Source organism: Pseudomonas parafulva NBRC 16636 = DSM 17004, assembly GCF_000730645.1.
Lineage (GTDB): Bacteria > Pseudomonadota > Gammaproteobacteria > Pseudomonadales > Pseudomonadaceae > Aquipseudomonas > Aquipseudomonas parafulva.
Window position 1 is genome coordinate 60487 of the sequence record NZ_BBIU01000016.1, and the last position, 13599, is coordinate 74085.

The following is a 13599-nucleotide window of genomic DNA, read 5'->3' on the forward strand; positions in this document are numbered from 1 at the left end:
TGGCCGACAACATGCAGGGTTTACTGCTTGTTGTTGTCTTTCACCTCTTCGAACTCGGCATCCACCACGTCATCGTGCTTGGCTTCCGGCTCGGCCTGCTGCGCGCCACCCTGAGGCTGTTCAGCCGACTGCTCGGCGTACATCTTCTGGGCAACCGGAGCAGAGACCTTGGACAGCTCTTCGACCTTGGCGTCGATCGCGGCCTTGTCGTCGCCTTTGACGGCGGCTTCCAGGGCAACGACAGCCGCTTCGATGGCCGTTTTCTCGTCGGCGGTAACCTTGTCACCGGCATCGGCGACCATCTTGCGGGTCGAGTGCACCAGCGCGTCACCCTGGTTACGGGCAGCGGCCAGCTCTTCGAACTTGCGGTCTTCCTCGGCGTTGGCCTCGGCGTCACGCACCATGCGCTCGATTTCTTCGTCCGACAGGCCCGAGTTGGCCTTGATGACGATGGACTGCGACTTGCCGGTAGCCTTGTCCTTCGCGCTGACGTGCAGGATGCCGTTGGCGTCGATGTCGAAGGTCACTTCGATTTGCGGCACACCACGTGGCGCTGGCGGAATGTCAGCCAAGTCGAACTTGCCCAGCGACTTGTTCTGCGTGGCTTGCTTGCGCTCACCCTGCAGCACGTGAATGGTCACAGCGCCCTGGTTGTCGTCGGCGGTGGAGAACACCTGCGACTTCTTGGTCGGGATGGTGGTGTTCTTCTCGATCAGCGAGGTCATCACGCCGCCCATGGTTTCGATACCCAGGGTCAGCGGGCTGACGTCCAGCAGCAGCACGTCCTTGACGTCACCGGCCAGTACCGCACCCTGGATGGCAGCCCCCATGGCCACGGCTTCGTCCGGGTTGACGTCCTTGCGCGCTTCCTTGCCGAAGAAGTCGGCAACGGCTTTTTGCACCATCGGCATACGGGTCTGGCCACCAACCAGGATCACGTCGTCGATCTTGCTGGCGTCGATGCCGGCGTCTTTCAGGGCGATGCGGCAAGGCTCGATGGTACGGTTGACCAGGTCTTCGACCAGCGACTCCAGCTTGGCGCGGGAGATCTTCACGTTCAGGTGCTTGGGACCGGTGGCATCTGCAGTGATGTACGGCAGGTTGACGTCGGTCGACTGGGCGGAAGACAGCTCGATCTTGGCTTTTTCAGCCGCCTCTTTCAGGCGCTGCAGGGCCAGCGGATCGTTCTTCAGGTCCATGCCGGACTCTTTCTTGAACTCGTCGACGAGGTAGTCGATCAGGCGCATGTCGAAGTCTTCGCCACCCAGGAAGGTGTCACCGTTGGTGGCCAGCACTTCGAACTGGTGCTCGCCGTCGACTTCGGCAATTTCGATGACCGATACGTCGAAGGTACCACCACCCAGGTCGTAGACGATCACGGTGTGGTCGCCCTTGGCCTTGTCCATGCCGTACGCCAGTGCAGCGGCAGTCGGTTCGTTGATGATGCGCTTAACATCCAGACCGGCGATGCGGCCGGCGTCTTTGGTGGCCTGACGCTGGCTGTCGTTGAAATAGGCCGGCACGGTGATGACCGCTTCGGTAACGGTCTCACCGAGGTAGTCTTCGGCGGTCTTCTTCATTTTTTTCAGCACTTCGGCGCTGATCTGCGGCGGCGCCATGTCCTTGCCGCTGGCCTGCACCCAGGCGTCACCGTTGCCGGCCTTGACGATCTTGTAAGGCACCAGCTTGATGTCTTTCTGCACGACGTCTTCTTCGAAGCGACGGCCGATCAGGCGCTTCACTGCGAACAGGGTGTTGTGCGGGTTGGTCACAGCCTGGCGCTTGGCCGACTGACCGACCAGGATTTCGCCGTCGTTGGCGTAGGCAACGATCGATGGGGTGGTACGTGCACCCTCGGCGTTCTCGATGACCTTGACGTTACCGTTTTCCAGTACGGAGACGCACGAGTTGGTGGTCCCCAGGTCGATACCGATGATTTTACCCATGTTGATTCTCCCGAAACTTGAATTTGGTAGCAGCGACTACTTTGGCCAACTGCGGTAATACTTGAAGGCTTGACACCTAGATGGGGATGCCCGGACGGATTTCAAGCCTTTTCGTCGATAGACGGTTGCGCCGCGCTCGGCGCCTTGCTGACCACCACCATGGCAGGGCGCAGCAGGCGGCCGTTCAGCAGGTAACCTTTCTGGAACACGTTCAGCACACTGTTGGGCTCGACATCGCCGCTTTCCTGCATGGCCATTGCCTGATGATGCTCAGGGTTGAATGGCTGGCCATGCGGGTCGACCGCTTCGAGGTTGTAGCGCTTGAGGGTGTCCTGGAACATCTTTAGCGTCAGCTCGACGCCCTCGCGGATCTGCTTGACGTGCTCGTCTTCGGCGCTGGAGTGAGCCAGGGCCAGCTCCAGGCTGTCGATGACCGGCAACAGGTCGCTGGAGAACTTTTCCAACGCGAACTTGTGGGCTTTTTCCACGTCCTGCTCGGCGCGCCGGCGGATATTCTGCAGTTCGGCAACCGAGCGCAGCGATTGGTCCTTGGCTGCAGCCAGCTGCTCCTCGAGCTCCAGAACACGGGCGTCGGCAGCGTTGCCTGCACCGGTTTCCTCGACGTTAAGGTCTTTCTCGTTCAGCTGCTCATCAGCCATGGGGTCTCTCCTGCGCAATTTTGGGGACTGCGAGCCAGGCTCGCCGGTGATGTCGCCTATATGGGGCCGGAAAAAACAGCTTCAAGGGCCAGGCGGCGTTTTTGCCTAACGGGCAAAATCTGCCGAAGGGCATTGGCAGACCCAAAAAAACTACTGTATAAATAACCAGACATGACTTTCGGGAGCTGCCCTCATGCTGGTGCACCTGTCCATTCACAACTACGCCATCGTCGAACACCTTGACCTGGAAATCGCCCGCGGCATGTCCGTGATCACGGGTGAAACCGGTGCGGGCAAGTCGATCATGCTCGATGCCCTGGGCCTGGCCCTGGGCGACCGCGCCGACAGTGGCGTGGTGCGCCCTGGCACCGACAAGGCAGACATCCTCGCCACCTTCGATTTGGTGGACATCCCCGAGGCCCACACCTGGCTGGCCGACCGCGACCTGGCCACCGACGGCCTCTGCATCCTGCGCCGGGTCATCACCGCCGAAGGCCGCAGCCGTGGCTACATCAACGGCACGCCCTGCCCGCTCGGCGACCTCAAGGCACTGGGCGAGCTGCTCATCGACATCCACAGCCAGCACGAGCACCAGTCGCTTTTGAAGGCCGACACCCATCGCCGGCTGCTGGACGAGTATGCCGGCGCCGTCGACCTGGCCCGTCAGGTTCAACTGGCCGCCAAACGCTGGAACCAGACGCGCCTGGAGCTGGAGCGGCTGTCCAACTCCGGCGACGAGCAGCGTGCCCGGCACCAGCTGCTCAGTTACCAGCTCGAAGAGCTGGACAACCTGGGCCTGGGCGAAAACGAGCTGGAGCACTTGGAGCAGGAGCACAAGAACCTGACCAGCGCCGAAGCCCTGTTCGGCATCTGCCGCCAGGTCATCGAGCAGTGCAGTGAGAGTGACTCGGGCAACGTACTCGGCGCCCTCACCTCCAGCCTCAACCGGCTGGGTGCTGCCAGCAATGCCCCCAAGGCGTTGACAGAGGCTGCCAACCTGATCGCCAGCGCGCAGATACAGGTAGAGGAAGCCGTAGGCGAGCTCAACCGCTTCCTGGACAACTTCGACGCCGACCCCATGCGCCTGCAGGCGCTGGAAGAGCGCCTGGACACCATCTACACCCTCGCGCGCAAGCACCGGGTTCACCCCACCGAATTGCCACACCTGCAACAGCAGTTGATGGAAGAGCTCGAGGGCCTGAATGCCAGCGATGAGTCGGTCGAGCGCCTGGGTGATGAGCTCGCTGCGTTTGCCCAGCACTATAAAGAGAAGGCGCATGAGCTGAGCGGGCTACGGCAGCATGCCGCCAAGCAGTTGGCGGTGGCGGTCGAGCAGGAAATTCAGCGCCTGGGCATGCCGGGTGGGCGTTTCTGCATCGAGCTCACGCCCAATGAGGGCAGCGAGCTGTCGCCACACGGGCTGGAGCAGATCGAACTGCTGGTCAGCGCCAACCCCGGGCAACCGCTCAAGGGCTTGGCCAAGGTTGCCTCTGGCGGTGAACTGTCCCGAATCAGCCTGGCGATACAGGTGATCACCGCCCAGACCTCGCGTATCCCCACGTTGGTGTTCGACGAAGTTGACGTCGGCATCGGCGGGCCTACCGCAGAAATCGTCGGCCAGTTGCTGCGTCGGCTGGGCGAACGCGGCCAGGTCCTCACCGTCACGCACCTGCCCCAGGTTGCGGCGCAAGGCCATCATCACCTGTTCGTGCACAAGGTGCGCCACAGCGACACTACCCATACCGCCGTGGCCAGCCTCGGCAAGCGCGAACGGGTCGAGGAAGTGGCGCGCATGCTGGGCGGCATCGACCTGACCAAAGAGTCCCTGGCCCATGCGCGCAAGATGGTGGTGAGCGGTAAGGCCTGATCCGCCGCTCCCTATCATGAGCGCAGCCATAAAGCACAAAGGCGACCCTAAGGCCGCCTTTGTCGTCTGCACGCTAAGAATCGTTACTTTTTCTTACGCACATACAGGACCAGATTGTGGTCCACCAGCTCGTAACCATGCTCGGCAACGATTTCACGCTGGCGCTTCTCGATTTCGGCATCCATGAACTCGATGACCTCGCTGGTCTCCACGTTGACCATATGGTCGTGGTGACCGCCATCTGCCAGTTCAAACACCGCATGACCGCCGTCGAAGTTGTGGCGAACCACCAGACCTGCTGCTTCGAACTGGGTCAGAACACGGTAGACAGTGGCAAGGCCTACGTCTTCGCCCGCTTCCATCAGGGCCTTGTATACGTCCTCGGCACTCATGTGGCGCTGCTCGGCAGAGTCGAGCATCTGGAGGATCTTGACTCGAGGCAGGGTCACCTTGAGACCGGCTTTGCGCAATTCGCTATTTTCAACCATGGTCAGCTTTCTCGCCGATGCTGCTTCGCAGCTTCTCTTAATACGGGTATGATCGGGGTTTACGTTGTCCAGCCAAGATAGTGGAAGTCGCCCACCGATGCAAAACACCAAGCTCTTGCTAACCAGCCTCACCTTCGTGGGACTGCTCGCACTCGCCGGTTGCTCGTTTCCCGGGGTTTACAAAATCGACATCCAGCAGGGCAATGTCGTCACGCAGGACATGATAGACCAATTGCGTCCGGGAATGACCCGACGGCAAGTGCGGTTTATCATGGGCAACCCCCTGATCCAGGATACCTTCCACACCAACCGGTGGGATTACCTCTACAGCCTTCAGCCCGGTGGCGGTCAACGCCAGCAGGAACGCATGAGCGTGTTCTTCAACGAGAACGACCAATTGGTCAACCTGTCCGGCGACTTCATGCCAGGTGTCAGCCGCGACCAGGAAATTCTCGGGGGCAGCAGCAACACCACTGTCAGCCCTGGCGAACAAGGTCAGCAGCCGGCCACCCAGCCTGCAGAAACCCCGGCCAAGCCAGGCTCGGTCGAAGAGTCCATCCAGCGCGAAATCGATACCATCGAAACCACGCCAGTGCCGACCCCGGCCCCGCTCGAAACCCGCTAAGGGCTCGCAGCCACAAAAAAGCCCGGACACTGTCCGGGCTTTTTAATGCCTGACGAACCGTCAGCCGTACAACTGCTTGGCCCGCTGGCAAAACGCGTCCACCAAGGTGTTGGCGGCCTGATTGAACAACGGGCCCAACGTGGCGCGCACGATCGGCCCTGCATAGTCGAACGACAGGTCCAGGCTGATCTTGCAGGCTTTTTCGCCCAAGGCCTTGAACACCCACACACCATGCAACTGGGTGAACGGCCCCTCCTCCAGGTTCATCTCGATGGACTGCCCAGGCACCAGCACATTGCGCGTGACAAAGTGCTGGCTGATACCACCCTTGGCCACTTCGAGCTTGGCACGCATGTGGGTTTCGCTGGCTTCGAGCACCGTCGAATCGGAACACCAAGGCAGGAATTCCGGGTAGCTGGCCACATCGTTTACCAGGTCGTACAGCGCCTGGGCGGGGTATGGCAGCAGGGCGGAGCGTTGAATATGGGTAGTCATCCAGGCGTCACTTCCAAGGCTGGGTGGCGGTGCTTGAGCAGCATGCCGAAAACAGGTTCTGTACCTATGACAGTGTTTGCATTGTCCGGTATTCATTCCAGTGGCTCAAGCACACTGAAATCCCATGGCGGATCACCCACGGACTTGCCTATAATGCGGCCCCTATGGCTAAGCAAAAAAAACATCCGACCGGGACCATCGCGCAAAACAAGAAAGCGCGACACGATTACTTCATCGAACACAAGTTCGAGGCCGGGCTGGTCCTGTCCGGCTGGGAAGTAAAAAGCCTGCGGGCCGGCAAGGCACACCTGACCGACAGCTACGTGCTGCTCAAGGACGGTGAAGCCTGGCTGTTCGGCAGCCACATCACCCCGCTGACCACCGCCAGCACCCACGTCATTGCCGACCCTATTCGCTCGCGCAAGCTGCTGCTCAACAAGCGAGAACTGGAGCGCGTCGAAGCCGCCGTGGCGCAAAAGGGTTACACCTGCGTGGCGCTGGCGCTGTACTGGAGCAAGCACCTGATCAAGTGCGAAATCGCACTGGGCAAGGGCAAGAAGGAATACGACAAGCGCGATACGGTGCGCGAACGTGATTCCAACCGCGAGCTGCAGCGCGCCGTGCGGAACAAGGGCAAGGAAGACTAGCCCTACCCGCCCATTCGCGGGTAACCGCGAATGCACGAGCCGCAGCGTGGCCTAGCGCCCACTGCGCCGCTCGGCCCTGGCCACCCGCTGGGCTTCCTGATGCGCCTCTTCCAGCACTTCCTGCACATACAGAATGTGCCGGCTGGACACCTCACGCGCATCGTCCGCCCTGCCTTCGACAATCGCCCGGTACAACTCGCGGTGCTGACTGATCAGCATGTCGCGGGTTTCGCTACGTTGCTGGTACATGCCGCCGATATTGGTGACCACATTGCGCTTGAGCAAATCGAACAGCCCACGGATGGTGTGCAGCAGCACCGCGTTATGGCTGGCCTCGGCAATGGCCAGGTGAAAGCGCGCATCGGCTGCGCCCTCCTCGGCGCGGGTGACTTCACCCACCCGCGTGTAGCAATCCTGCAGCACATCGAACGCCGCCTTCAGCCGCTCACGGTCAGGCTCGGTGGCGCGCTGGGCCGCATAGTAGGCGCATGACGCTTCCAGCGTATGCCGGAACTCCAGCAGGTCGCGCTGGGCTTCAGGGCTGTGTTCAAGCAACTGCAGCAGCGGGTCGCTGAAGGTAGACCCCAAGGTTTCGGCCACGTAGTTACCACCGCCCTGCCGGCTGATCAGCAGCCCTTTGGCCACCAGCTTCTGGATCGCTTCACGCAGTGACGGGCGCGATACACCGAACTGCTCGGCCAGGGCGCGCTCGGCTGGCAACCGCTGCCCCGAGGTCAGCGTACCTTCCAGAATCATCCCTTCCAACCGATCGACGATGTCGTCGGACAGGCGCCGCTGGCGGACCTGATCAAAAACCATCACATGCTCTCCACAAACCCCGGCAGAAATCCGGGGCCCCTATTCTCGCCGATCCACACCGGGCAAACACCCACCAACAGCGGTTTTCTGCGCCGGATCAACAGCCCGCTCATCGGCACTCGACCAAAGTTTTGCATCGGACAAATTGACACACCCCTGAGCACGCTTTTAACCTAGCGACCAGCCGTTGTAAATTGGTATTACCAATTAACCAAGGCCAGTGCAAAACCAACAACAATTAGGGGCCACCCCATATGCAAACCTGGCAACAAATCTACAGCCCGCTGGGCAGTCTTGGCTTGTCCGCACTGGCGGCGGTCATCCCGATCGTATTCTTCTTCCTTGCCCTGGCCGTTTTCCGCCTCAAAGGCCACGTGGCCGGCAGCATCACACTCGCACTGTCGATCCTGGTGGCGATCTTCGCCTTCCACATGCCCGTCGACATGGCCCTGGCTGCTGCGGGCTATGGCTTCCTCTACGGCCTCTGGCCGATTGCCTGGATCATCGTTGCCGCGGTGTTCCTGTACAAACTCACGGTCAAGAGCGGCCAGTTCGAAGTGATCCGCAGCTCGGTGCTGTCGATCACCGACGACCAGCGCCTGCAGGTGCTGCTGATCGGCTTCTGCTTCGGGGCCTTTCTCGAGGGCGCGGCGGGCTTCGGCGCACCGGTGGCCATCACGGCCGCCCTGCTGGTGGGCCTGGGTTTCAACCCGCTGTACGCCGCCGGCCTGTGCCTGATCGCCAACACCGCACCCGTAGCGTTCGGCGCCCTGGGTATCCCGATTATCGTGGCCGGGCAGGTCACCGGCATCGACGCCTTCCATATCGGCGCCATGACCGGCCGCCAACTGCCACTGCTGTCGCTGTTCGTACCGTTCTGGCTGGTGTTCATGATGGATGGCCTGCGCGGCGTCAAGGAAACCTGGCCTGCCGCCCTGGTGGCCGGCCTGAGCTTCGCCGTTACCCAGTACTTCACCTCCAACTTCATTGGCCCCGAACTGCCGGACATCACCTCGGCCCTGGCCAGCCTGATCGCCCTGACCCTGTTCCTGAAGGTATGGCAACCCAAACGCGCAATGGTCCAGGCAGATGGCAGCGTTGGCGCTGCCGTGGTGCAGTCCACCGGCAGCCAGCCAAGCCCTTACAGCCTGGGCGAAATCTTCAAGGCCTGGTCGCCGTTCCTGATCCTTACCGTGCTGGTCACGATCTGGACCCTGAAGCCGTTCAAGGCGGCGTTCGCACCGGGCGGCGCGATGTACAACTTCGTATTCAACTTCGCCATCCCGCACCTTGACCAGCTGGTGATCAAGACCGCGCCCATCGTGGCAGCCGCCACGCCCATGCCAGCGGTGTTCAAGCTCGACCCGATTTCGGCCACCGGCACGGCGATCTTCCTGTCTGCGCTGATCTCCATGGCGGTATTGAAGATCAACCTGAGAACTGGTCTTACCACTTTCAAGGAAACCTTGTGGGAGCTGCGCTGGCCGATCCTGTCCATCGGCATGGTGCTGGCCTTCGCCTTCGTCACCAACTATTCGGGCATGTCGTCGACCATGGCCCTGGTACTGGCCGGTACTGGCGCAGCGTTCCCGTTCTTCTCGCCGTTCCTGGGCTGGCTGGGCGTCTTCCTGACCGGCTCGGACACCTCGTCCAATGCCCTGTTCAGCTCGCTGCAGGCCACCACCGCGCACCAGATCGGGGTCAACGACACGCTGCTGGTGGCCGCCAACACCAGCGGCGGCGTGACCGGCAAGATGATCTCGCCACAGTCCATCGCCGTGGCCTGCGCCGCCACCGGCCTGGTAGGCAAGGAGTCCGACCTGTTCCGCTTCACCGTCAAGCACAGCCTGTTCTTCGCCACTATCGTCGGCCTGATCACCCTGGTGCAGGCCTACTGGCTGACCGGCATGCTGGTTCATCACTAAAGTGAAAGGGGCCGGGCGCCTGGTGCGCCCGGCAAACCTCACAAGCCACGCTGCGAGAGCCCATGATCATTTCTGCCTCTACCGACTACCGCGCCGCCGCGCAACGCAAGCTGCCGCCGTTTCTGTTCCACTATGCCGACGGCGGCGCCTACGCCGAGCACACCCTGCGCCACAACGTTTCGGACCTGGCCAGCATTGCTTTGCGTCAACGCGTGCTGAAGAACATGTCCGAACTCAGCCTGCAAACCGAGCTGTTCGGTGAAACCCTGAGCATGCCCGTGGCCTTGGCCCCGGTCGGGCTCACCGGCATGTACGCTCGCCGTGGCGAAGTGCAGGCTGCCCGCGCCGCAGCGGCCCACGGCATTCCGTTCACGATGTCCACGGTGTCGGTGTGCCCGATCGAAGAAGTGGCCCCGGCCATCGACCGGCCCATGTGGTTCCAGCTGTATGTACTCAAGGACCGTGGCTTCATGCGCAACGCCCTGGAGCGTGCCAAGGCCGCTGGCGTGCGCACCTTGGTGTTCACCGTCGACATGCCCACCCCCGGCGCCCGCTACCGCGATGCCCATTCGGGCATGAGCGGCAGAAACGGCCCGCTGCGCCGCGTGCTGCAAGCCATGACCCACCCCGAATGGGCATGGGACGTCGGCGTGATGGGCCGCCCGCACGACCTGGGCAACATCTCTGCCTACCGTGGCAACCCAACAGGTCTGGCCGACTACATCGGCTGGCTGGCCAACAACTTCGACCCGTCCATTTCCTGGCGTGACCTGGAATGGATCCGCGAATTCTGGGACGGCCCGATGATCATCAAGGGCATCCTGGACGCCGACGATGCGCGCGACGCAGTCAAGTTCGGTGCCGATGGCATCGTGGTCTCCAACCACGGCGGCCGCCAGCTTGATGGCGTGCTGTCCAGCGCCCGTGCGCTGCCGGCCATCGCCGACGCCGTGAAAGGTGACCTGAAGATCCTGGCCGATTCGGGCATCCGCAGTGGCCTGGACGTGGTGCGCATGATCGCCCTGGGCGCCGACACCGTGCTGATCGGCCGCGCCTTCCTTTATGCACTGGCCGTGCACGGCCAGGCCGGGGTGAAGAACCTGCTGGAGCTGTTCGAGAAGGAAATGCGCGTCGCCATGGTGCTGACCGGTACCAAGTCCATCAGCGAGATCACCCGCGACTCGCTGGTGCGCGAACTGGGCGCCTGAGCGCCTGCCGACACACCGCCTGAATACCGGGGCACGCGGCGCACCCGATGCCGCGGCCCCGCGAGGAGACTGCATGAGCCTGCCCGCTGCGTTTCTGCGAGATGCCGAGCGCCTGATACCGGCCGAGCGCCGTTTCGACGACCCCACCGCCACCCTGGCCTTCGGCACCGATGCCAGCTTCTACCGCCTGATCCCCAAACTGGTGGTACGGGTGGAGTCCGAGGACGAAGTGGTGGGCCTCATGCGGTTGGCCCAGCGCGACCGCGTGCCGGTCACCTTCCGCGCCGCCGGCACCAGCCTGTCGGGCCAGGCCATCAGCGACTCGGTGCTGATCGTGCTGGGCGACAACTGGAATGGCCGCGAAATCCGTGGCCACGGCGAGCAGATCCGCCTGCAGCCCGGTGTAATCGGTGCCCAGGCTAATGCCTGGCTGGCGCCGTTCGGCCGCAAGATCGGCCCCGACCCGGCTTCGATCAATGCCTGCAAGATCGGCGGCATCGTCGCCAACAACGCCAGTGGCATGTGCTGCGGCACGGCTCAGAACACCTACCACACCCTGGCCGGCCTGCGCCTGGTGCTGGCCGACGGCACGCGCCTGGACAGCGAAGACCCCGCCAGCATCGCTGCCTTCGAGCAAAGCCACGCACCGCTGCTGGAGGCACTCGCCCGCCTGGGCCGGGAAACCCGCGCCAACACAGCGCTGGCCGAGCGCATCCGCCACAAATACCGGCTGAAGAACACCACCGGCCTGTCACTCAATGCACTGGTGGATTACGACCAGCCGCTGGACATCCTGCAGCACCTGCTGGTGGGGTCTGAAGGCACCTTGGGCTTCATCAGTGCGGTCACCTACGACACCGTGCCCGACCACCCGCACAAAGCCAGCGCCCTGCTGGTGTTCCCCAGTGTCGAGAGCTGCTGCCGCGCTGTGCCTATTCTCAAGCGCCAGCCAGTATCGGCCGTGGAGTTGCTCGACCGCCGCAGCCTGCGCTCGGTGCAGGGCATGCCTGGCATGCCGCTGTGGGTAAAGGGCCTGTCAGCCAACGCCTGCGCCCTGCTGATCGAGTCCCGTGCCGCCAGCCAGAGCCTGCTGCATGAACAACTGCAGCAGGTGATGGCTTCGATCGCCGAGTTCCCCCTGGAGCAGCAGGTGAACTTCAGTGAAGACCCGGCGGTGTACAACCAGCTGTGGAAAATCCGCAAGGACACCTTCCCCGCCGTCGGCGCCGTGCGCCAGACCGGCACTACCGTGATCATCGAAGACGTGACGTTCCCCGTCGAGCAGCTCGCAGAAGGCGTTAACCGGCTGATCCAGCTGTTCGACAAGCACTGTTACGACGAAGCGATCATTTTTGGCCATGCCCTGGAAGGCAACCTGCACTTCGTCTTCACCCAGGGCTTCAACAGTGCCGAAGAAGTGGCCCGCTACCAGGCGTTCATGGACGACGTGGCGCAACTGGTGGCGGTGGAGTTTGGCGGCTCGCTCAAGGCCGAGCACGGCACTGGCCGCAACATGGCGCCCTTCGTCGAGCTGGAATGGGGCCAGGACGCCTACCAGCTGATGTGGCAGCTCAAGCGCCTGCTGGACCCAAACGGCATCCTCAACCCCGACGTGGTGCTGAGTGAAGACCCAAGCATCCACCTGAAAAACCTCAAGCCGCTACCTGCCGCCGACCCGATCGTCGACAAGTGCATCGAGTGTGGCTTCTGCGAGCCGGTGTGCCCCTCCAAAGGCCTGACCCTCAGCCCGCGCCAGCGCATCGTGATGTGGCGGGACATCCAGGCCAGGCAACGCGCAGGGCTGGATACCCGCCAACTGCGCGAAACCTTCCAGTACCAGGGCATCGACACCTGCGCGGCCACCGGCCTGTGCGCCCAGCGCTGCCCGGTGGGCATCAACACCGGTGAGCTGGTGAAGAAACTGCGCAGCCAGGCCGCAGACCACCGCAAGGCCGCCGACTGGCTGGCCGAGCATTTTCACACTGCCCTGAGCGGCGCCCGCCTTACCCTGCTTGCCGCCAACACTGCGCGCAAGCTGCTGGGCGCCCCCCGCCTGCGCCGCCTGAGCGCTTCGCTGAGCAAAGCCAGCCAGGGCCGTTTGCCGCAATGGACCCCGGCCATGCCGCAGCCCTTGCGCGCGTTCAGCCTGGGCCCGGCCAGCAACGACGCCCGCCCACGGGTGGTGTACCTGGCCGCGTGTGTTTCACGGGTGATGGGCCCGGCCTTCGCCGACCAGGAGCAAACCCCGCTGCTGGACAAGACCCGCGCCCTGCTGGAAAAGGCCGGCTACCAGGTGGTGTTCCCCGACAATGCCGACAGCCTGTGCTGCGGCCAGCCGTTTGCGTCCAAAGGCTACCCGGAACAGGCCGAACACAAGCGCCAGGAATTGATCAACGCCCTGCTGCACGCCAGCCGTGGCGGCCTGGACCCGATCTACTGCGACACCAGCCCCTGCACCTTGCGCCTGGTGCAGGACCTGGGGGAATCACGCCTGGACCTGTACGACCCGGTGCGCTTCATCCGCACGCACCTGGTAGACCGCCTGGCGTTCACCCCCCAGGACGCGCCCGTGGCCGTGCATGTCACCTGCAGTACCCAGCACTTGGGCGAGAGCCAGGCACTGATCGACCTGGCCCGGCTTTGCAGCAAACAGGTGGTGATACCAGAAGGCATTCATTGCTGTGGTTTTGCCGGCGACAAGGGCTTCACCACACCTGAACTCAATGCCCACTCCCTGCGCAGCCTCAAGGACGCCGTGCAGTATTGCGGTGAAGGCATTTCCACCAGCCGCACCTGCGAGATCGGGCTATCGACCCACAGCGGCATCGATTACCACAGCCTGGTTTATCTGGTGGACCGGGTGACTCAGGCGCGGTAGGGCCTGTGCAGAGCAGGGATTGTGGGGCCGCCTGGCGGCCCC

The 13599-nt window shown here is 62.9% G+C and carries 11 protein-coding genes; 6 read left to right on the forward strand and 5 right to left on the reverse strand.

What is annotated here, in order from left to right:
- Positions 1 to 20: 20 nt before the first annotated feature.
- Together dnaK and grpE are read right to left on the reverse strand one after the other, a co-directional pair.
- Positions 21 to 1946: a molecular chaperone DnaK gene (gene dnaK, locus PPA02S_RS11790; RefSeq protein ID WP_028632636.1), complete on the reverse strand. Its 1926-nt coding sequence runs from the start codon at positions 1944 to 1946 to the stop codon at positions 21 to 23.
- A gap of 101 nt (positions 1947 to 2047) precedes the next feature.
- Positions 2048 to 2605: a nucleotide exchange factor GrpE gene (gene grpE / locus PPA02S_RS11795; protein WP_028632637.1), complete on the reverse strand. Its 558-nt coding sequence runs from the start codon at positions 2603 to 2605 to the stop codon at positions 2048 to 2050.
- A 193-nt stretch (positions 2606 to 2798) separates the two neighbouring features.
- Between grpE and recN the strand changes: the two genes are divergently transcribed.
- Positions 2799 to 4472, forward strand: coding sequence for a DNA repair protein RecN (recN, locus tag PPA02S_RS11800; RefSeq protein ID WP_028632638.1), 1674 nt, complete (start codon positions 2799 to 2801; stop codon positions 4470 to 4472).
- Positions 4473 to 4555: 83 nt separating this feature from the next.
- Here recN and fur read toward each other — a convergent pair whose 3' ends face one another.
- Positions 4556 to 4960 carry a ferric iron uptake transcriptional regulator gene (gene fur / locus PPA02S_RS11805; protein WP_028632639.1) on the reverse strand — a complete coding sequence of 135 codons (405 nt, stop codon included), beginning with the start codon at positions 4958 to 4960 and terminating at the stop codon, positions 4556 to 4558.
- Positions 4961 to 5057: 97 nt separating this feature from the next.
- Between fur and PPA02S_RS11810 the strand changes: the two genes are divergently transcribed.
- The gene (locus PPA02S_RS11810; protein ID WP_028632640.1) at positions 5058 to 5585 is read left to right on the forward strand and encodes an outer membrane protein assembly factor BamE; all 528 of its coding nucleotides are present in this window, start codon (positions 5058 to 5060) and stop codon (positions 5583 to 5585) included.
- 60 nt (positions 5586 to 5645) lie between these two features.
- On the opposite strand, the gene PPA02S_RS11815 is transcribed toward PPA02S_RS11810, so the two are convergent.
- Positions 5646 to 6080 carry a type II toxin-antitoxin system RatA family toxin gene (locus PPA02S_RS11815; RefSeq protein ID WP_028632641.1) on the reverse strand — a complete coding sequence of 145 codons (435 nt, stop codon included), beginning with the start codon at positions 6078 to 6080 and terminating at the stop codon, positions 5646 to 5648.
- 164 nt (positions 6081 to 6244) lie between these two features.
- On the opposite strand from PPA02S_RS11815, the gene smpB reads away from it, so the two are divergent.
- The gene (smpB, locus tag PPA02S_RS11820; protein WP_028632642.1) at positions 6245 to 6727 is read left to right on the forward strand and encodes an SsrA-binding protein SmpB; all 483 of its coding nucleotides are present in this window, start codon (positions 6245 to 6247) and stop codon (positions 6725 to 6727) included.
- 51 nt (positions 6728 to 6778) lie between these two features.
- On the opposite strand, the gene PPA02S_RS11825 is transcribed toward smpB, so the two are convergent.
- On the reverse strand, positions 6779 to 7546 hold the full coding sequence (locus PPA02S_RS11825; RefSeq protein ID WP_028632643.1) for an FCD domain-containing protein: 768 nt from the start codon (positions 7544 to 7546) through the stop codon (positions 6779 to 6781).
- 254 nt (positions 7547 to 7800) lie between these two features.
- On the opposite strand from PPA02S_RS11825, the gene PPA02S_RS11830 reads away from it, so the two are divergent.
- The 3 genes from PPA02S_RS11830 (at position 7801) to PPA02S_RS11840 (ending at position 13557) form a co-directional block, all read left to right on the forward strand.
- A complete protein-coding gene (locus tag PPA02S_RS11830; RefSeq protein ID WP_028632644.1) occupies positions 7801 to 9471 on the forward strand; it encodes a lactate permease LctP family transporter in 1671 nt (556 codons plus the stop codon).
- A gap of 62 nt (positions 9472 to 9533) precedes the next feature.
- Positions 9534 to 10679, forward strand: a complete 1146-nt coding sequence (gene lldD / locus PPA02S_RS11835) for an FMN-dependent L-lactate dehydrogenase LldD (RefSeq protein WP_028632645.1) — start codon at positions 9534 to 9536, stop codon at positions 10677 to 10679.
- 73 nt (positions 10680 to 10752) lie between these two features.
- On the forward strand, positions 10753 to 13557 hold the full coding sequence (locus PPA02S_RS11840; RefSeq protein WP_028632646.1) for an FAD-binding and (Fe-S)-binding domain-containing protein: 2805 nt from the start codon (positions 10753 to 10755) through the stop codon (positions 13555 to 13557).
- Positions 13558 to 13599 lie beyond the last annotated feature (42 nt).